Source organism: Rheinheimera sp. SA_1 (assembly GCF_001669775.1).
Classification (GTDB): domain Bacteria; phylum Pseudomonadota; class Gammaproteobacteria; order Enterobacterales; family Alteromonadaceae; genus Pararheinheimera.
The window spans coordinates 200,338-221,401 of the sequence record NZ_LXWK01000018.1 but is presented as its reverse complement, the minus strand read 5'-3'; the positions used below and the strand labels follow the sequence as shown (position 1 = coordinate 221,401).

At 48.4% G+C, this 21,064-nt stretch carries 15 protein-coding genes; 11 read left to right on the top strand and 4 right to left on the bottom strand.

The window, feature by feature from the left end; translation table 11 throughout:
* Window positions 1-4 precede the first annotated feature (4 nt).
* From A5320_RS18675 to A5320_RS18635, 8 genes are all read left to right on the top strand, one after another.
* A complete protein-coding gene (locus A5320_RS18675) occupies window positions 5-2,533 on the top strand; it encodes an RHS repeat-associated core domain-containing protein (protein WP_068068673.1) in 2,529 nt (842 codons plus the stop codon).
* 1 nt (window position 2,534) lies between these two features.
* Entirely contained in the window at window positions 2,535-2,933 is a 399-nt protein-coding gene (locus A5320_RS18670; protein ID WP_068068670.1) for a hypothetical protein, read from the top strand.
* A gap of 259 nt (window positions 2,934-3,192) precedes the next feature.
* On the top strand, window positions 3,193-4,647 hold the full coding sequence (locus tag A5320_RS18665) for a capsule assembly Wzi family protein (protein ID WP_068068668.1): 1,455 nt from the start codon (window positions 3,193-3,195) through the stop codon (window positions 4,645-4,647).
* Window positions 4,648-5,228: 581 nt separating this feature from the next.
* Window positions 5,229-8,090 carry a TonB-dependent receptor gene (locus A5320_RS18655; protein WP_068068662.1) on the top strand — a complete coding sequence of 954 codons (2,862 nt, stop codon included), beginning with the start codon at window positions 5,229-5,231 and terminating at the stop codon, window positions 8,088-8,090.
* Between the two features lie 121 nt (window positions 8,091-8,211).
* Window positions 8,212-9,735 (top strand): tryptophan halogenase family protein, encoded by a 1,524-nt coding sequence (locus tag A5320_RS18650; protein WP_068068659.1) that lies wholly within the window; start codon window positions 8,212-8,214, stop codon window positions 9,733-9,735.
* Window positions 9,736-9,763: 28 nt separating this feature from the next.
* Complete coding sequence (locus A5320_RS18645) at window positions 9,764-12,412, top strand: alpha-amylase family glycosyl hydrolase (protein WP_197490185.1); 2,649 nt, start codon at window positions 9,764-9,766, stop codon at window positions 12,410-12,412.
* A 307-nt stretch (window positions 12,413-12,719) separates the two neighbouring features.
* Window positions 12,720-12,956 (top strand): hypothetical protein, encoded by a 237-nt coding sequence (locus A5320_RS18640; RefSeq protein ID WP_068068653.1) that lies wholly within the window; start codon window positions 12,720-12,722, stop codon window positions 12,954-12,956.
* 221 nt (window positions 12,957-13,177) lie between these two features.
* Window positions 13,178-14,818, top strand: a complete 1,641-nt coding sequence (locus tag A5320_RS18635) for a methyl-accepting chemotaxis protein (RefSeq protein ID WP_197490184.1) — start codon at window positions 13,178-13,180, stop codon at window positions 14,816-14,818.
* 30 nt (window positions 14,819-14,848) lie between these two features.
* On the opposite strand, the gene A5320_RS18630 is transcribed toward A5320_RS18635, so the two are convergent.
* Entirely contained in the window at window positions 14,849-15,751 is a 903-nt protein-coding gene (locus A5320_RS18630; protein WP_082971896.1) for a matrixin family metalloprotease, read from the bottom strand.
* A 123-nt stretch (window positions 15,752-15,874) separates the two neighbouring features.
* Between A5320_RS18630 and A5320_RS18625 the strand changes: the two genes are divergently transcribed.
* Entirely contained in the window at window positions 15,875-16,762 is an 888-nt protein-coding gene (locus A5320_RS18625) for an ion transporter (protein WP_068068647.1), read from the top strand.
* Entirely contained in the window at window positions 16,728-17,765 is a 1,038-nt protein-coding gene (locus tag A5320_RS18620; protein WP_082971895.1) for an endonuclease/exonuclease/phosphatase family protein, read from the top strand. Before A5320_RS18625 ends, A5320_RS18620 begins: the two co-directional genes overlap by 35 nt.
* A gap of 20 nt (window positions 17,766-17,785) precedes the next feature.
* Here the strand turns inward: A5320_RS18620 and A5320_RS18615 are convergent, their stop codons facing one another.
* Window positions 17,786-17,986: a hypothetical protein gene (locus tag A5320_RS18615; RefSeq protein WP_068068644.1), complete on the bottom strand. Its 201-nt coding sequence runs from the start codon at window positions 17,984-17,986 to the stop codon at window positions 17,786-17,788.
* A 139-nt stretch (window positions 17,987-18,125) separates the two neighbouring features.
* Between A5320_RS18615 and A5320_RS18610 the strand changes: the two genes are divergently transcribed.
* Window positions 18,126-19,082, top strand: a complete 957-nt coding sequence (locus A5320_RS18610; protein WP_068068641.1) for a tRNA-dihydrouridine synthase — start codon at window positions 18,126-18,128, stop codon at window positions 19,080-19,082.
* Between the two features lie 15 nt (window positions 19,083-19,097).
* Here the strand turns inward: A5320_RS18610 and A5320_RS18605 are convergent, their stop codons facing one another.
* Window positions 19,098-20,303: a Bcr/CflA family efflux MFS transporter gene (locus A5320_RS18605; protein WP_068068638.1), complete on the bottom strand. Its 1,206-nt coding sequence runs from the start codon at window positions 20,301-20,303 to the stop codon at window positions 19,098-19,100.
* A gap of 183 nt (window positions 20,304-20,486) precedes the next feature.
* On the bottom strand, window positions 20,487-21,035 hold the full coding sequence (locus tag A5320_RS18600; RefSeq protein WP_068068635.1) for a sugar O-acetyltransferase: 549 nt from the start codon (window positions 21,033-21,035) through the stop codon (window positions 20,487-20,489).
* Between the last annotated feature and the right edge of the window lie 29 nt (window positions 21,036-21,064).

The window sequence follows — 21,064 nt, the reverse complement described above, 5'->3', positions numbered from 1 at the left end:
AACAATGAAAAATAATATGAAATCAATCCTGGCATTGACTGCGTTAATCACTTCAACCCAATGCCTGGCTGTCGCAGAAAGCTACAAGACACAAATGTTTTACGACAACGCCCGGAAAATGACTGGAGAAGTGCGCCCAGATCCCGATGGCAGTGGTCCACTACAATACCCTGCGGTCCGTCATACTTATAATAGTCAGGGCCTGTTGCAGGTGACCGAGTCCGGCGAGTTGAGTAGCTGGCCAGACGAAATGGGGCAACCGGCGGACTGGGGCGGTTTTAATGTACATAAGACTATCAGCTATACCTACGACAACTGGGGGGCGAAACTTTCAGAGACTGTGACCGGTAGTCAAGGCAATAAAACCCATATCAAGCAGTATTCTTATGATGCACTGGATAGAGTTCAATGTGAGATGGTCAGAAATGACAACTACCTATCGACCGATGCTTGTATTGCACAAAAGAATGGCGAGCTTTACGACCGGGTTACCCGTTTTACTTATAATACTCAGAATAAAATTACTGAGATCCGTAAAGCGGTTGGAACTCCTTTAGAGCAGGCCTACAAAACAGCTGTTTATCAGAATAATCTGCTGAGTAGTGTGAATGATGCCAATGGCAACAAAACAGGCTTTAGCTATGACGGGCATAGTCGGTTAAAAAATACGTATTATCCACATCCAACGAATGTCGGGCAGTACAACAGCAATGATTATGTCGAACTATCATATGACGTAAACGGCAATGTCAGTAAAAGGATAAACCGGGACAAAACTGAAATTGATTATCAATATGACAATAATAATAGGTTAATTCTAAAAGACTTAACCGGTACCGTTGCGGATGTCCACTACGGTTATACCAATACCGGCCTGGAAACTTATGCCAGATTCGGAAGTGAAAACGGCAATGGCATTACCAATGTTTACAACGGTTTTGGTGAGCTGGTGCAAAGCACCGATAACACGAATGGAACCAATCGTACCATCAGTTTTCGCAATAATAAAAACGGAATGATGAGCCGGCTGACTTTTCCGGATAACAAATACTTTGAGTACGAATATGACGAAACGAATAGATTCAGCGGTATTGAAGATAATGCAGCCAATCAACTGATTAGTGTTTCGTATCGCAGCGACAGCACCCCTTCGGCGCTGAGCCGCAACAACAATAGCACCACAACTTACACCCCGGATGAGCTACTGCGGGTTGAAACAATTGCTGAAAACCTGACAGGCACCAACCATGATGTAAGTTTTGGTTTTCAATATAATAATTTCAATCAGATTGAGCGCCTGGAAATCAGTAACCAGTACTTCCAGTACACTGGTAATGAAAATACCACCGGTACATATACACCTAACGGCTTAAACCAATACAGCTCGGTTGCGGGTAAAGCGCTGGCCTATGACCTTAATGGTAATTTGACTAACGATGGCTTGAATTCTTACATCTTTGATGCAGAAAATCGTTTAAAAACAGTCACCGGAAGCAAGGCTGCAACTTTTAACTATGATCCAAAAGGCCGGCTTGCCGCTTTAACCATTGCTGGGGTCACGACCCATTTCCTATATGCCGGCGATGCATTGGTTGCTGAGTACAATTCGATTGGAACTATGGTTAAACGATATGTGCATGGTTCGGGCACCGCAGATTGGCCTTTACTGCAATACGAAGGGGCAGCGACAGATACTAGTGCTATCCGTTATTTCCATAAAGACCACCAGCAGAGCATTACCGCACTAACCAACTCCACCGGGACTGTGGTAAAAACTTATGCATACGACACCTATGGTATAGCGGCCAGTGGTAACGATAACCGGTTTGGTTATACCGGTCAGCACTATCTGAAAGACCTGGGTTTATACCACTATAAAGCACGGGTATATCATCCAAAGCTAGGGCGCTTTTTGCAGACCGACCCTGTTGGCTATGAAGACCAGATGAATCTTTATGCTTATGTGGGGAATGATCCCATAAATTACACAGATCCTTCGGGTAAGGTAGCTTTAAACTTAGTAACCGGAGGCATAGGAGCTTTAGTGGGCGGCGTTAGTGGTGCTATTTCTGCCAGATTGTCTACGGGTAATTGGAGCAATTCAGTAGCCTCTTTTGGGGTAGGGGCTGCAGCCGGTGGATTAATTGGTGCTACTTTCGGAGCCTCAGCGGTATATGCAGCCCCTCTTTCTGCTGCAGCTATGGAAGCTGGTACAGTAAGCGCTGCAATATCAGCCTCAGCAACAAGTGCTATAGCGTCGGGAGCAGGTGATGCTATTGGTCAGGTTATTTCGACAGGTGAAGTAAAAGCTGGTTCTGTAATTGCTTCAACAGTTTCTGGAGCTCTTTCAGGACCTTGGTCTAGCCTTGCAAAATCTGCACAATTCGGAGCGATAGGGCAAGCAGTGTTACCATCAACTCTTAGTACGCTTCAAACGCCTTTTGTAGGCATCGGGGCAGGTTTTATAGACAAGGCGCTAGGTGAAAATAAGTGTACCGATTATGACGACCAAGCTGATACAAAAGGTTGTTAGTATGAATGAGAAAATTGTACTTAATACAAATATTTACTTTAATTCTTTTAGATTAATATTGTTCTTAGTTTTACTTTTATTTGCCGCAAAATTACGGTTTGAGCTTGGGGGGGGGTGGATGGTCGATACTATCTTAATGTTTTTTTGTATTCTGGTTGTATTTCTATATGTAATTCCGTATGCAGCGAAATTTAAAGTTGGGAATCAAGAATTAGCAATTACAGTCTATAGAAACTGTCTTGGCTCTAAACTTATTAAGGTGAAAGTCTCAGGTAGAAATAATGAATGTATATTTACCACAGCAAAAGAAAAAACATTAACAGGTCTGGCGCAAGGTGGCGATATTGTTTTAGAGGGGTTAGATGCAGATAATATTACGGTGAGATTTGTGGAAGCATAGGATAATCTTCAGAAGAAAGAGCATTAGTCTGCAGTTAGTAATCGAATGATAAAGCCTTCGGTAAACGGAGGCTTTTGACTATAAAAAGCCAAAATTTGTATGTAAAACAGCAGCGTAAGTGTTATCGAAATTTGACTGCACGGTATGGCTGTAGTTTGGATTATAGGAACAACTCACCAATCAGCATTGGCGCTTCAAAGTTAAGTCCGTATAATCGGCGGCAATGTTTTTACCTTCTTTATGGATTAAGGATCACACTTTGAAATCTTTGAATCGTTGGTTGCCACTGACAGCTGTTTTCAGTGCATTGATGACGGCAACGAGTGCCCAGGCAGCCTGGTGGGTCGGTACCGATGATCTGATGCTGCGCTCTGATATTCAGTTGCTAGCTGATTCCGGCGTGATCCAGCAACCTGTCACCACCTTTCCGCTGATGTGGCAGGGCGTGATCCATGACATTCGCAAGGTCAATTCTCAGCAGCTACCGCCGCATCTGAATGAAGTTGTAAAGCGGGTAACCGCAGCTTACCAGCGGGATCACCGTACTTTGCAAGGCAGGGTGATCCTCGAAGGTGAAACCGCCGAGCCTTCGGTGGTTCGTTATGGCGATACTCTGCGTGATAAGGCACAAGCGGCAATACAAGCGAACTATCAAAGTGACAATATCAGCGGTCAGCTGAAAGTTAGCAAAATTAAAGACCCCTATGATAAAAACGACACCCGGCTCGATGGCAGTTATCTGGGGTTTAAAGCCTGGAACTGGATTGTCAGCGTTGGCGCTATTGATAAATACTGGGGCCCAAGCTGGGACAGCAGTACCATTGTCGCCATCAACGCCCGGCCAGTGCCAGGTATCACCTTCACTCGCCATTCCAGCGTTGCTGAGAGTGACGACTGGTTACCACCATGGACTTTTACCACGAGCTTCGGCCAGCTTAGCGAACGCGCTTCGATTCCTTCGGCGAAACAATGGCAGGCACGTTTAGGCAGCAGACCGCTGCCGCAACTTGAAGTTGGCTTTAACTGGGTGATGCAGTACGGCGGTGATGGGTACGGCAATAGCCTCGGTGACTGGTTTAACGGCTTGTTCCGTGGTGGCACGCTGGAAGGGTTTGAGAACATGGTGGCAGGCTTTGATTTACGCTGGTCTGGTACTATCGCCGGGCGGCCTTATGCGGTGTATGGCACCCAGACCGGCGACGATTTTAACAGTCGAAAACTAAAGTTATATAAAAATGCTTATCAGTTAGGTGCTGAGATTTATCTGCATGAAATCAACAGTCGTATTTACCTTGATCGGGTCGATACCACCGTAAACTGTACTGATGACATTAAAGCCAACTGTTTGTATGAACACACTTTTCACCAGGATGGCTACCGGCGTTATGGTCGCAGTATGGGTAGCCCGTATGATAACGACAGCCGCGCTGTGAATCTCGGCATTCTGACGCATCTGGATACCAACACCAGTTGGCACAATAAATTGTCCTGGTTACAGCTGAACTTGGATGGTGGGCGGGTCGATTTAGCATCGCAGTGGACTCAGACTCAATTACCAGCCCGGACTGTCCTTGCCTGGCGCACAGAGCAGCAGTGGCGTGAAGAGGCTGATGAAGTGAAATGGGGCCTGGAGTTTAGTCAGACCACCTATAAAGCCGACGATAGCAACGATTGGCAAACTGAGCTGTTTGTTAAATGGCAACGGTTGTTTTGATAACTCACAAAGCAGAGTAGGTCGTCGCAATGACGACCGTCACTGCTTGTATGATGTAGAGTGTGACGCATCAAAAGAATCGGATGTTGCTGTAAACGCAAGTGTTGTGGTCTCAATTCAGTTCTACCCAATCAAGAATGCATACGTATGCATTGCACATTCAGTTTTGAAGTTAATTTTCAGTAAATCCTCTTTTTCCTTCCATAGTTGAGCAGATCATTGGTCTTTTCTGCACAAGCACCATACCTGCGTGCGCCATTTCGGCTCAGTAATTTTCACTTTTTCAAGTTGGGAATATGTGACTTTTTCGGCCTGCTTCCTGCCATAAAGCAGCGATATTGTTGATTCCAAACCGTTGCAGTTCAGACTAAAAGAATTTGCCTTTCCGAATTCCGCACTTTGTTGGGGCAATAATCACCAGCTTCGCACCTGATTGGCGCAAATAACGCATTTTGAATACGTATTCATGTTGTGTCGTAACCACAATCCACTTAGTAATAGCATGGTTGTCATACTTCATACCTGTTGGTGTGGAGCGAACAACACCAAAATTAAAAAACACCACACCGGGGATGAAGGGCATGAAACACTACAAATTAAATTTACTGACGCTCGCTTTGGCGACGGCGGGCTTCAGTGCATATAGCGCTGCTGACCAGCAAGCCGAAACGACCAAGCCACAGGCTTCTGAAGAGCTTGAGGTTATTGAAATAAGAGGGATACGTCGTAGTTTACTAGGATCCTTGGATAAAAAACGCTTTAATGACACGGTCAGCGAAGTTGTTGATGCCGGTGATTTAGGGTCGTTGCCAGATATTTCCATCGCCGACGCTCTGGGTCGTTTACCTGGTGTGACCACGGTTCGTGACAGCGGTCAGTCATCACAACTCAACATTCGTGGTATGAATGGTGACTTCATTCAGACCACATTAAACGGCCGGGAACAAGCCAGCACCAGCGGTTACACTGCAGGTAGCCGTTGGATCGCTTTCGACCAATATCCATCTGAATTGATTAATCAGGCCGCGCTGTATAAATCTCCGAAGGCTTCATTAGTGGAAGGTGGTGTTGCCGGTACGGTAGAAATGCGTACTGTGAATCCGCTGGATGCAAAAGAACAACATAACTTCTCTGGTAGTGTTCGTTTTTCACATAACGATGCCGCATCGGACGTCGACGCCGATCCAAATGGTGAACGTGTTTCTTTTGCCTATCAAGGCAAATATCTGGAAGACACTTTGGGTGTCGCCCTTGGTGTAGCTCACCTCGAGCAGCCAAACAGCTCTTATCAGGTATCAACACGAGCTTATGCCGCAGCACGTGATGTTAACGGCGACGGGAAAACTGAAAAAATCACCGATGGTTTCCAGACTCGTTTCTCAAAAGGCAGTGACAGCCGTTTAGGGGTGTTAGGTTCCTTGGTTTATCAACCGAATGACCAATTCTCCGCCAAGCTGGATTACTTCAAATCCGATTTTGAGTCAGAAGACAAAAAGAACGGTATCAATATTGAAGGTATGAACCGCGATGCAAACACCTACAGCCTGACCAATCCAACAGTGCAGGATGGTTATGTGACCGGTGGTACCGTTAATTTGACCGGATTAACCGGGCCGTGGATTGAAATGCGGACTGAAGATCAGTCGACCAAATCTGACACCGAAAGTACCGGATTGTCGCTGGATTGGAAGCAAGAGCGCTGGTCCATTCATGCTGATGTTGCCCATAGTGAAGGTAACAAAACCCGGTTAGACCGTATTGCCTCTATGCATTCTTATCAGTTTGGCCCACGGACGCTGGGTGATAACACGGTCGTTCAGGGCTGGAATGAAAAGTCGGGTCAGTCTTTTACCTTTATGAACCAGGCCGGTGGATTCCCAGCAATCAATATCAACACCGATTTAACCGATCTCAGCGCCATGCGTTTAGGCATTTGGGAACAGTTCCCGCATCAGTATTCAGATGAAATCGACAGCGCCAAAGTTGATTTTAAATATGAACTTGAAGGTGATGTGATTACCTCAGTTGAGTCTGGCGTTCGTCTGTCCGACCGCACATTTGCCGATCAACGTTCGACATTCCGTTGGGGCCGTCGCGAAGGTCAAAATGGTTATGTGTCGTCAAATGGCTCTGTTGTCAATGTTGAAGGCTGTGAATTTAACAAATACAACCACCCTTGCCGACCAGCAGAATTGACTAATTTTGTCACAGTCAAATCAGCAAAAGGTATGAGCTATCTGGATCTGGATTTGCTGGGGATCGCGGATTCAGTTTTTGGTAAAGGTAATTATGAAGCTCAGCAGACCTGGGACCATAACTGGACGCTGATCGAAAGTGGTAGTGTAGAAGAGAAAGTTTCCGCAGCCTATTTGATGGCAAACCTGGATACCGAAATATTCGACCACAAATTAACCGGCAACGTGGGCGTGCGTTATGTCAAAACCGATACAAAGTCGATAGGTATCCAGCAAGTCCGCGAAGGTGAAGGCGATACAATTGTCGATGATAACGGTGTCGCACGTACCGACTACAAACATATTAAATACGGTCCGGAATACAACGATGTATTACCGTCATTAAACTTGAACTTCGCCATCAACGAAGATGAGCAGTTACGTTTTGCGGCCTCAAAAGTCATCGGTCGTCCGCCAGTGTACCAACTGCGTGGTGGTGCAGGTTCCTGGATTGACACTGCAAATGATGGCGTCAGTCCACGTTACAACGTCTGGTCAAAAGGTAACCCGAACCTGGACCCTTTCCGTGCAACTCAACTCGATTTATCTTACGAGCGTTACATGGGTAAAGAAGGTGCATTTACCGCCGCTATTTTCTGGAAAGATATTGAATCACTGATCGAGAGTGTGACCTTTAATGAAGGTGATATTTCCTGGGCAGAAATCGGCTTAACTGCACCTCCAGGCACAGTGGAAGGTCAATATCAGACGACCCGTAATAACAACAAAGGCGGTTATATCCGTGGTGCAGAGCTGGCATACACTACTGTATTCAGTGACTTACCTGGAATTTTTTCAACCTTAGGGATGAACGCCAGTTATTCGTACACCGAAAGTGAAACCTCAGTGGACGGCGGCTCAAACTTTGGCTCAGTGCAATTACCGCTGCCAGGCTTGTCGAAAAATGTCTGGAGCACCACAGTGTTCTGGGAAGTGGGTCAGATAAGTACTCATATCAATGCCCGTTACCGCGATGAATACGTTTATGCCGGTGCAACTCCGGGCGGCAGTTCTTTCCAATGGGCTGATGAGTATATTGTGGTGGATTGGCAGGTGTCTTACGACTTCGAAAACGGTCTGGTTGGTGTTGCGCAAGTGAACAACCTGACCAACGAGCCAAATATTGGCCATTATGGCAATCAAATGCTTAATGGTGAATATTCTGAGTTTGGTCGTCAAATGTATCTCGGTGTGAATTTCAGCTTCTAACGCTGAGTCGTTCCGGTTGAAATAATCGCCCGCTGTTCTCGACTGCGGGCGTTTTTTTAGCTTGGAACTTGTGAACAAACAATGTAGAAACTACGGCAAAGTACAACAGGAGAATTCGGACATGCACCCACAAACCAAACAGATTGTTATTGTTGGGGGAGGAACTGCTGGTTGGATGGCCGCGAATCTAATGGCGAAAAGCTGGCAGGATCAACCGGTAGCCATTACGGTAATCGAATCTCCTGAGATCGGCATTATTGGCGTGGGCGAAGGTTCAACGCCTCAATTAAAAGGCCTGATGGATTTTCTGGGTCTGGCGGAAGCCGACTGGATGCCAGCCTGTTATGCCACTTATAAAACCGGCATTCGTTTTGATGGCTGGAGCACCAAGCCCGGTTTTACTTCCTATTTTCACCCTTTTGCCGCCCAGCCAGACGACTACACCGCCCCAGCATTTTTCTATAACAGTTATGTTCGACGGCAGGGGATTGATGTGGAAGGGCATCCGGATCCATTTTTTCTGGCCACTTACCTGGCTCAACAACAGCTGGCACCTATTGCAAATGAAAATTTTCCCTTTGAAATTAATTATGGATATCACTTTGATTCATCATTATTAGGGAAGTTTCTGGCAAAAAATGCCACAAAGCTTGGGGTCGTCCATTTGCAGGATACCATCGAGCATGTTGAGCTGACTGCCGGTGGCGATATTGCTGCGCTTGTCACCCGGGACGGCCTTACAGTGGCAGCAGATATTTTTGTCGATTGCAGTGGTTTTCGCGGTCTGTTGATCCAACAAGCATTGCAGGTACCATTTATCAGTTTTGATGACAATCTGTTTAATGATTCGGCAGTTGTTGTGCAGACGCCGGGGCAGACGAAACTAGATTGTCAGACTATATCAACCGCGATGCAACACGGTTGGCGCTGGACTATTCCTTTGACGCACCGAAACGGCAATGGTTATGTGTTTTCATCCGCGTTTTGCAGTGCTGATCAGGCCGAAACCGAATTCCGGCAAAGCCTGGGTTTGCTGGACAGCGATTTGCAATGCCGCCATCTGAAAATGAAAGTGGGTCAGCTATCAAAGCATTGGGTGAAAAACTGTGTTGCGGTAGGTTTGTCGCAAGGTTTTATCGAACCTTTGGAAGCGACGGCGTTACACTTGGTTCAGGAAACAGTGCAGGGCTTTATCGAACATTATCAGGCCGGTAATTTCAGCAATGAGCGCTCTGAACAGTTTAATGCCAGTGTGCATCAGCGGTTTGAAGCGATCCGTAGTTATATTGTGGCGCATTACCGGGTCAATTCGCGTCAGGACACAGAATATTGGCGCGCCAACGCAAATAATCCACGTATTCCTCCATCCTTGTATCAGATCCTTAAAGTCTGGTTGAGCGGTCAGAATTTAAGTGATGAGCTGCTCCGTCAACAGATAGATCAATATTATCCTTCAATGTCATGGCACTGTCTGTTGGCAGGGTATGGAATTTACCCAGATCCAAAACAATTAAAAGTCGGCAATGCGGCTGCGCAAAAATATGATTTGGCCACAATCGAACAATTTATTCGCCGCTGTGGACTGAACTTTATTGACCATCGTCGTTTTGTTGAACTGCAGGCTGCAGCTCATGTGGCGGGGTAAAGAGTTTTTAAAGAACAGGACAAATTTTTTGCTAAGTATTGTGCTGCTTTGGCCTGCAGCTGCTCAAGCTAGCGGTTTGCAGCTACCCTCACCAGACTGGCGGGATCAGGTCATCTATTTTGTACTGACCGACCGTTTTGCCGATGGTGACCCAAGTAATAACGATCAGGGCGCTGGCGAATACAATCCGGCCAAATCCAGCCACTTCAGCGGCGGCGACTTAGCTGGTATTCAAAGTAAACTTGATTATATTCAAAATCTTGGTGCAACTGCTTTATGGTTAACTCCGCCGGTGGCGCAGCAGTGGTGGAGCCAGAAAGCGCAATATGGCGGTTATCACGGTTATTGGGCGACGGACTTCACCAAAGTGGACCCGCATTATGGTGATTTAGCCAGCTATCAGGCTTTAGCCAATAACCTGCATCAACGAAAAATGTATTTAATTCAGGATATTGTGGTGAATCACACAGGCAGTTTTTTTGGCTATGCCGGTGACTACGATGCTAACAACACCGCAAAAAACTTTGTGCTGTATGAAAATCAGACCAGCAAGCAACCGGCGCCAAGCCAGTGGCCGTTTTCACAGATCAATCGGTTGAACCCGGAACATGCCGCCGCAGATATTTACCACTGGACGCCGCCGATTGTTGATCCGGCGATCCCGGGCCAGGAATTTCACTATCAACTGGCAAGCCTCGCCGATTTAAACACCAGCAACCCGCAGGTGCGGCAGGCGCTCAAGCAAAGTTACCGTTATTGGTTGGAGCAAGTCGGCATCGACGCCTTTCGCATTGATACCGCCAAATATGTCGAACATGAGTTCTGGCGCGATTTTCTGCACGCACCGGATGGTATTTTTGCAGCGGCAACCCAGCTTGGCAAACAACACTTTCTGGCCTTTGGTGAAGTATTTGCGGCGTCAAAACCATTCCAAAATGATGGTGAACAAAAGTTACAGGCATTTTTGGGGACGGCTGCCGAACCCCAGTTAAACTCGGTGATCGCCTTTCCGCTGTATTTTGATATCAATGCGGTGCTGGCTGAAGGCCGGCCGCCGGCGCTGCTGGGGTATCGGTTGCAGCAACATAGCAGCCAGTTTAAAACGCCGCATCTGCTACCGACTTTTCTCAACAATCATGATACCAAGCGGTTTTTAGCCGCTGGCAGTGTGGAGGCTTTTATTCAGGCTTATGCGCTGCTGTTTACCATTCCCGGTATTCCGGTGATTTATCAGGGCGATGAGCAGCTATTGACCCAAACCCGGCAAGCGATGTTTCAGGGCGGTTGGGGCAATACCAAGGATCAGTTCCAAACGCAGTCGACCATGTATCAGTTGATCCAAAGTCTGGCCAGGTTGCGAAAAGATTATCCGGTACTCAGTCGTGGTGACTGGTCGCTATTGCAGGCGGATGAAAATGCCGCCGGAGTATTGGCATATCGGATGTCGCCCGCTGTAACGAAAACCAGCCATTCGAATGAGCAGCAATCACCAATGCTGGTGCTGATGAATACTGCCGACAGCCCGCTGTTGTTGGCAGCGTTACCGACGCAAATCACTGGCAATTCAAAGTGGCAGGTTGTGTGGCAACAGGGCACGCAACTGCAGCAAGTGAACACCGATCAACAAGGGCGGCTGACGCTGGAATTACCGGCAAGAGCCGTGCTGGTGTTGAAGCCGGTGACAGTTCCATCTGCAACAGTAGTTTCTGCCACAACATCATCTGCAACGCAAATTACGCCGGATGGACTGTTACAACTACAACTCACTTCACAATTCACTCAACAACTAGCAGCGCAGCCGCTCAGCAAAGATTTTGTGCTGGCAGGTACAATCGGTCAGCCAAACCTGCCGCTGCGATTAGTACAAAACGGTGATTTTCTGAAATTTTCGCCGCTGCAATCTGACGACAAAGGCCATTTCAGCATCACAGTGCCAGTACGGGATTTAGGGCAACAACAGTATAAGCTGCGATTGTATGCGCCAACATTAGCAGCGGTCAGCGCCGAAATTCGTTATCAGACCAAGGTTACAACGCCTGAATGGCAAGCCAAAGTTGCAGATCCACACAACGATGATCAGGGACCAACTGGCCTGTATCTGCAGCCGCAACATGAACATTCGCAGCAACAACTGGATATCCGCAACGTCACGGCAAAAGCTGGCGGTAGCAATTTGCAGCTGGAAATTCAGATGCAGCAAATCAGTCAGTATTGGGCACCTGCCAATGGTTTTGACAATGTGCATTTTGCCATTTTTATCCATCTGCCCAATCGCCCGGATTTACCCAAAGCAACTGCATTACCCGGTTTAAATCAGCAACTGCCACAGGGTAAAAGCTGGCAACTTGGGCATTTTATGTTTGGCTGGGGCAATTCGGTGTTTAATGCCGAAGGCGCTACTGCGGCTGAAACCGGCAGCAAACTTGGCGCTGCGCCAAAGCTGCATGTTGATCTGACGAATAAGGTCATCACCGTCAATTATCAGGGACAAGCGCTCGGTATTCAGGATTGGGCCGGTGCAGAAATTTACCTGTCGACCTGGGACAAAACCGGTGAAGGGGTGCTGCGTGACATCTCACCTCAAGCTTCGTCCTGGAATTTTGGCGGCGCTGCGGCTGATGCACCCAAAATATTGGATGATCTGTGGCTGAAACTGCATCAGGTGCCTGCCATTTAACGCTGATTTTCGCCAGATTAACGGCTTTGTTGCTTTTTTAGGCATATTCAGTGGAACTTCATCTGGCCTGTTGCGGTCAGAACCATTGCGATTTCACCAGAGACGATCATCGACAGTCCCACTTCAGGTCGGACTTTCTGTCGTCATTCGGGCCAGAGGGGGCGTGCCAGTATGTCGGGTCAGTTAAAGCGCTGAGAGTGATGGTGAAACCGCGCTAACCCTATAAAAAACAAGTTAATACCCAAGTTGCAGAAGTTACGGCTTCCAGCACTATGGGGGATAAAAAGCAACAAGAGGTGCCACACCCATGATTAGTTCAGCGCGTTCGCGTATTATGCAATTTCTGCAAATAGCTCATTGTCAGTACCGGATCGACGGCAATCAGATCCTGCTGTGCAATGCCACACTTACCTTTGAAGACCAACAACTTAGTATCGAACGCCCGGGTAAGCCGGTGCGAAAGATGCCATACCAAAAACTTAATCTTGACCGATTGTTGTACTTAGTCGCAATGCAACAAGATAAAAAATTGCCCGCCGTCTGATCTTGCCTCGAAATTTGCTGTAAATTGCGTCAAATCAATCTTTGGCGCAATTAGATATCGACTAAAGTGCAATTGACGCTTACTCTAAAACGATTCAGTCTTGCTGATAAAATTCGCTGGATTAGGATCTTTCCAGGCGATGACAATTTTCAAAGATGGGTCAGGAATTTGCTGCGCACGCAGTAGCAGACGTGTCTTTGAGCGCCATATTGGAATTTCCGATGACGACTGCTAAAACTATCAAAACCCGCTTACTTTATGCTTTTGCGGTGCCGCTGTTGTTAATGCTTGGATTAGGCGTGCAAAGTTATTTTGCAATTCAGTCGATGCATCACAGTATCGAATCGTTGTACCGGGATCGGGTCATTCCACTCACCAGTCTGAAACACATTGCTGATGCTTACGCGGTGAACGTGATTGATGCTGTGAATAAAGCCAATCAGGGCTTGTTCAGCGCCACAGAAGCAGTAGAACAACTGCAAGCCGCGCAGCAATTAATTGCCCAGGACTGGCAACTGTACAAGCAACAACCGCATCAGCCGGATGAGCAAAATTTAATTACGGCAACAGAACCTTTACTCAAGGTCGCGGATCAGCAAATTGCTCAGACTATCCGGGTCATTGCCGACTTTAATGGTCAGGTGACAGGTCAACTTTCGGCGCTGGATGGACCTTTGTATCAACATATCGATCCGATCAGCGAACAAATTTCGATGTTAATTCAGTATCAGCTGGATCAGGCGAAGCTGGTTGATGCAAGTGCCGATGAAGCCTATCGCCATGAGTTAATGGGCTTAATTCTATTCACCTTGTTGGCTTTTATCGGCAGTGTGATTGCCGGTACCATGGTAGCAAGGCGGATCCTCGGTCAACTTGGCACCGAACCGGCCACCGCTTCTGGTCTGGTGCGGGATATTGCCGGTGGTGGGTTGGATGTAAAAATGGATTCTCAGCATGTGAAATCCGGTAGTCTGCTGCACTCGTTGCAACAGATGGTGTTGCAACTGGTCAAAGTGATCCACGATGTCAGTCATGCCAGTCAGCAATTACGGGCCAATTCACAACAGTTGCAGCAAAATAGTGCCGGCGCCACCGCCAGTTTGTCGCGGCAACTCCGCGATATTGAATCGGTCAGTGCTGCAATGAACGAAATGACGACTTCAGTCGGCTCAGTGGCACGCAGTGCGCAACAAGCGGCGCAGCAGGCCGAACAGGTGTGTGAGCAGACCAGCACCAGTAGCCAGGTGATGCAGCAGACCCAACTGGCGATGACCAACTTACGCCTGGATATCGCTGAATCTGCCAGTGCCATGCAACAACTGCAGGATAACAGTCAGCAAATTGGCCAGGTGGTGGAAGTGATCCGCGGCATTGCCGATCAGACCAATTTGCTGGCACTCAATGCTGCCATCGAAGCGGCGCGGGCCGGTGAACAAGGTCGTGGTTTTGCCGTTGTGGCTGATGAAGTAAGAACTTTAGCCAATCGCACGCAACAATCGACTCAGGCTATCCAGCAAATAATTACTCAGCTGCAAAACTGTGTGCAAAGCTCAGTCCAGGCGATGGCAAAAAGTAATGCCGAAGTGCAACAAGTGGAAATCCATGTTGAAAACAGCAACCAGGGATTACAGTCGTTGCAACAAAGCGCTCGTCAGATCTGGGATATGAGTAGTGAAATTGCCAGCGCAGCAACGCAGCAAAGTGTGGTGGCTGATGAAATTAATCAGAATATTCACCATATTTATCAAAGTTCTGAGCACAACAATGGCGCCGCTATTGAAGTGCAGCGTGCTGCGGTAGATCTGCAGAAAATTGCTCATACCCTGAGTGACAAAATTAATTACTTCCGCTTGCCGGCCTAATGCCAGCCTATATTGGCAGTCAGCAAGGATTTATTGCGTCTGGCAAGTGCTTTGCCAGGCGCGCAAATCAGCTGCAGTCAGCTGCTGTTGTTGGGCGTTCAGTTGATGAAACATAATCGAATCAGGCTCTGGTGTGTGCTCGATGCCAATAGCGTGGCCAAATTCATGGGCGATGGTGGCGACTAAATCGGTTTCGGACGAAAACGCAAATAAGGTCATCTGCCGCTGCTGCTGTTTAATCGTCATCAGCCCCACTTCAAAAGGTGCCGTTTCGGTTGGAAGGTCTGCGGTTTGCACCAGCTCATTACGCTGGCGGATGGTTTCATTCAGATAATTCTGATCGCGTAGCAACTGTTGCCGTTGTTGTTCCAGCCAGTCTGCTTCGCGGATTAAACTTTGTTGTTGCTGCTCCAGTTGCCGACGCTGTGCTTCGGCATTTTGGGCGTTGGGTTGAAACTGGCTGATTTGCTGTTGTAACTGGGCTTTTTGCTGATTAAATTCCGCAATCTTGGTATCAAGTTCAGCAAATTTTTCCGGCAGATTTTGTAGTCCAGGTTGAATGGCTTCGTCATAGCGAGCCAGATTACGTTGCAATAACCGTTGTTTTAAGAGCTGCTGTTGTCTGGCGTCAAACTTAAAATCAATGACAAACCCTTGCGCCGGATCATGACGCAACAACTCCTTGCCAACGGCATTATTCCACATCTCTGCGGCAGTGCTGATAAGCCTGATTGCCTGCGCTTCAGTGAGATTAAACGCCGGATCCAGATTCCCCAGACGCCATCCGAGCGGACTTTGGCAATACGCTGCTTTGGGGTTCATCACCTGTTGCGTGATCTGTTCAACCGAGCTGCCAACATTGCTCTGTGTCCAGAAACGCCAACCCAAAAAAGCCACAATAACGATAAACGTCAGACGAATTAAAAAACTCATGGTCCCTCCCTGGATGTTATTAAAGATTTAAAAGCAGCCCGGCTATTTTAGCAAGTGCAAAGATCTGGGCTTCCTTCCGCGCAATAGCTACAATCGCCGCCAATGTGATGACAGGAGTATTCCATGACTAATTCTTTACCTGACGCGCCAACCGGTTTGCAGGCACGTATTATCAATCTGGTTGAACAAAACTGGTTTGGCCGTTTTATTCTGACGTTAATTTTAATCAATGCCGTGTTGCTCGGCATGGAAACTTCCGCCAGTCTGATGGCGCAATATGGCCCTTTGCTGGTGAGTTTAGACAAACTGCTGTTGGGGATATTTGTGCTGGAACTGCTGCTGCGGATATTCGCTTATCGCAGCGAGTTTTTTAAAGACGCCTGGAGTTTATTTGATTTCGCGGTGGTGGCGATTGCCCTTATTCCGGCGTCCGGCCCCTTGGCAGTACTGCGTTCACTACGGGTGTTGCGGGTGTTGCGGGTGTTGTCGATTGTGCCATCGATGAAACGGGTAGTGTCGGCGTTACTTGGCTCGATGCCGGGCTTGGCCTCGATTGGCATGGTGCTGGTGCTGATTTATTACGTATTTGCAGTGATTGCCACCAAAATCTTTGGCACGGCCTTCCCTGAATGGTTCGGTACTATTGGCGCTTCTTTTTACACCCTGTTCCAGGTGATGACGCTGGAAAGCTGGTCGATGGGTATCTCGCGGCCGGTGATGGAAATGTTCCCTTATGCCTGGCTGTTTTTTATACCGTTTATTCTGGTGGCCACCTTTACCATGCTGAATTTGTTTATCGCCATCATCGTCAACACCATGCAAACGTTCAGCGATGAAGAGCATGCACTGGAGCGAGCCTTAGATAAACAAGCGCAGGATCAGGAACAGCAGCAGATGCATGAAGAATTAAAAACCATTCGCCAGGAGCTGCAACAATTACAGGCCTTATTGCGCAGTTCACCAGGCATGCAGCCACATGCGCCGTCCAATCCGGACCAACCCAGTGATTGAAATGTCCGCTGAGATGGCTGCTGTTCCGGCATTATCCGCAGCATTATCGGAAACATCTACCGCAGCTAACTTGCGGCTCAGTACTTTAAATTTGCTTAATTTTACCGAGCCGCCGCAAGCCAGTTATGAGTTTGACAATATTTACAGCAGCGCACAGTGGCAACAAAAAACTGACTGGCTGCGCCGGGTGCTGCTGGACGTAGCGCCAGACGTGCTTGCGTTGCAGGAAGTGTTCAGCTGCGAAGCGCTGCAACAACTCACGCTGGAACTTGGTTACAGTCACTTCGCGGTCGCCGAAAATCCGACCTTAATTGATGATCATGTCTATCAAAAACCGGTGGTGGCGCTGGCGTCTAAGTATCCAATCCTGCAGAGCAACGCCGTGCAGGTGCCGCAAGCTGCGGCCAATGCATTAGGTTTAAGTCATTTCAGTTTCAGCCGGGCACCATTGCGTGCCTTAGTGCAACTGCCAGACATCGGACTTTGTAATTGTTATGTGGTGCATCTGAAATCGCGGCGGCCGCTGGCGCTGGCTCAAGGACAAAACTTACCTGCCGCCGAAGCGCTCAGTCGCTGGGCTGCTTGTGTGCAGCGTGGTAATGAAGCCGGTTTATTGCTTGAAGCCATCACTGAACAGTGGGAAGAGGATAAGTTACCGGTGATGTTACTGGGTGATTTTAACGATGAACTGAGCTCGCCGTTGCTGCAGATCCTGGTGCAAAGTCTTCAGCCAGGTGAGCAGCAACCAGCGCAGATCGAAGAGATGAAGTTGCAACTGCAGGACGGTTGGTTGTTACAACCAGCGATCCCAGCGGAGCGCCCGGCCACCCATTATTACGGCGCCAAAGGTTCGGTGCTGGATTACATTCTGTTATCGGCTGATTTTACGCCGTTGGTGCAGCGACAGTGGGTGGTGGATCAACATCTGCGACAACCGGTGTTCGCCGTTGATGGCTACAGCAGTGACCATGCGCTGGTCACTGTGCAGCTGCAGCTGCGGTAATTGAAACTGCGTTACATCAATTAGTTGCTGGCTACAGCTGGGATTTCGGCGACTGACGCGTCTGCTTCGACATTTGCCTCAGCGGCCGTTTCCGCAGCTACCGCTGCTGTGTTCTCGGCCAATTTGGCATTTTTCAGCCGGATCGAGTTTTTCACCTGGATATTTTTCTTCTGCTTGGCTCTTTTACTGATTTTCTTTTTTAACGCTTTACTTGAACTCATGACGGCACTCTGTGACTCGTAAACTTTGCATAGTGTAACTCAGAACAGGCTGGCGGTAAAAACCAATGTGTCCACGACTGCGATGGCTTTTAAGCCGCAGAATTATTACACTGGCGGCCGTTTTGACTGAGGCTGTGACATGCGAATTATTCTGGCGCCGATGGAAGGGGTGGTTGATCACCTGATGCGGGAAATGTTGACCGAAATCGGCGGCTTTGACCTGTGCATCACCGAGTTTGTGCGGGTCGTTGATCAACTGCTGCCCGCTCGGGTGTTCACCCGTCTCTGCCCGGAATTATTGCAAGGTGGCAAAACCCGCGCCGGTACGCCGGTACGGGTGCAGTTGCTGGGGCAAGAACCGCAGTGGCTGGCCGAAAATGCCTTTCGTGCGGTGCAGTTAGGATCACCAGGTATTGATTTAAATTTTGGCTGCCCGGCCAAAACCGTCAATAAAAGCAAAGGTGGCGCGGTGTTGCTGCGCGAAACCGAGCAACTGTACCGTATCGTGCATGCGGTCAGACAAGCGGTACCAGTACAGTTTCCGGTGACCGCCAAAATGCGCCTGGGATATGAAGATACCAGTCTGACACTCGATAACGCTATTGCGCTCGCTGCCGCCGGTGCGACGGAACTTACCGTACATGCGCGCACCAAAACTGATGGTTATCGCCCGCCTGCGTACTGGCCCTGGATTGCTAAAATTCGGGAGGTGGTGAACATTCCGGTAATTGCCAATGGTGAAATCTGGCAGCCTTCCGATGCTGCACTTTGCCGAGAGCAATCTGGAAGTACCGATATTATGTTAGGCCGTGGCGCCTTGGCACAGCCGAATCTGGCACTGCGGATTGCTGGCGGTGGCGGCAGCACGGGAATTGAAGCCTTGCCCTGGCCTGAGGTGTTGGCACTGTTAATGCGTTATTCGGAATTCGAAATCGCCGGCGATAAAGGTTTGTATTATTCCAACCGCATCAAACAGTGGTTTAGCTACTTAAAACTGCAATATCCGCAGGCGGAACAGCTATTTGCCAAACTGCGCTTGTTAAGACGCAGTCCGGAAATTCTGGCGTTGCTTCAGTCGGAACTGGCGCAAAGTTGATGGTTGGTGTTGTGCTTAAGCACTTTCAGCCGGACTTTCATTGGAAATTGCAGCGGGCACCGGCTGAATAAACCAGCGGGCAATAGTAATCGCCACCACACCACCCAGCATCAAGGCAGCAAAAGGTACCGTGCCACCATTGGCGAATAGCGCTAATAAAGGGCCGGCCAAAGCACCACAACCAAACCTTAAGGTGCCAATCACCGCTGTCGCAGTGCCGCTGTGTTTTGGAAAGGCAATCAGGATCAGCGCATCGGCATTGGTGGCAATCAAGCCCAAACTTGCCATCAATGGCGCTATCATCAGCACCGTCCACAATAACGGTAACTCCGCTACGCTCACCACCAACAAGCCGGTAGCAAATAACACCGCGCTGCACCAACCTGCTTTCAGCATTCTGTGGCTACCAAAACGAGTCACTAGTCGGCTATTGGTGAAATTAGCCATAATCAACATCAGCACATTAATGCCAAATAGCAGGCTGAAGGTTTGTTCGTCGACTTTAAAAAATTCAATATAAACAAAGGGCACTGCCGTTAAAAAGCAGAAAAAGCTAAACGAAGCGAACATTGAAATAGCAATTAACGGCCGCGCCTGGCGATGGGCAAATACCACTTTATAGGAGCCAAAAAAGTCCAGTTTGCTGCGTTCGGCTTTGGTATTAATTTCCGGCAAATATTTCGCCGCAAAAGAGCCAATCACCAAGGCATAACCAGCCAGCACTACGAAAATCCATGGCCAGCTGGCGACATATAGCACCAGACTACCAATAGCTGGTGCCAGTAACGGCGCCAGCATCATCATCATCGACACATAGGACATACCTTTGGCGGTATGTTCCTGATACAACGCGCGAATAATCCCGGGGATCACCACAGTCGCTGCACTGCCGGCAAAGGCTTGCAACGCACGCCAGGTTAAAAACCATTCGATACTTTCGGTTTGGCTAAGTAAAACGCTGGCGACAAAGAAGATGGCCAAACCCCATAAAGCCAAAAGTCGGCGGCCAATCGCATCGGCCAGCGGTCCAAACAGCAGCATGCCAATGCCATAAAATGCCAGGAAAATACTCAGCGATTGTTGCACCATCAAGCCATCGGTCTGCAAAGCAATCGCAAGTTGCGGCATGGCTGGCAGATACATATCAATCGCCAGCGGCGTAGTGGCAATCACCGCGGCCAATAACATAATTAAGGCCAGCGATGGGGTGGTTCGATTCATCAGCGGGAAATCCAGGACAACAACAAGGCGGTTATTGTACCCAAAGCATTATCACAAAAAAGTGCATAATTTCGCTGTGAAAGTGCCAGAATCATTCGGTTTTGTGCACATATGGGGTCAGAGTCAATTGTTAACAGAAGTCTGTTAACAATTGACTCTGACCCCGCAGTTAACAACTAACCACTAGCGAGCGGGATTCCCTTTGACTAGTGCAGCCGCCGGTACATCCTTCGTGACAATACTGCCGGCAGCGATCACCGCATCATCACCGATGGTGACGCCCGGCAGTATGATAGCGCCGCCGCCAATCCAGACTCGATTGCCGATGATGATGGGTTTTGCTTGTTCGATACCACTTTGCCGCAGGGCTGCATCCAGTGGATGAGTCACGGTATAAAGCTGCACCGCCGGGCCCAGCATCACATCATCGCCAATGCGGATCGGCGCTGCGTCCAGCATCACACAATGATGATTGGCATAAAACCGCGCGCCGAGCTCAATATTAAAGCCATAGTCACAGTAAAAATCCGGTTCGAGATAACAACCCTGCACCTTGCCGAAGAGCTGCTTGGCGATGTGCTGCGCGGCTTTAAAAGCTTCAGGCGTGCAGGCATTTAATTCACGGCAGAGTTTTTTTGCGGTTAACCTGGCCTTGGCAAGTTCCGGATCCCGCGGGTTAAACCATTGTTGGCTGAGCATTTTTTGTTTTTCAGATAGGAAAGCTTCCGACATTTCGGCTCCTGGAAAAAGGGATAGTTATT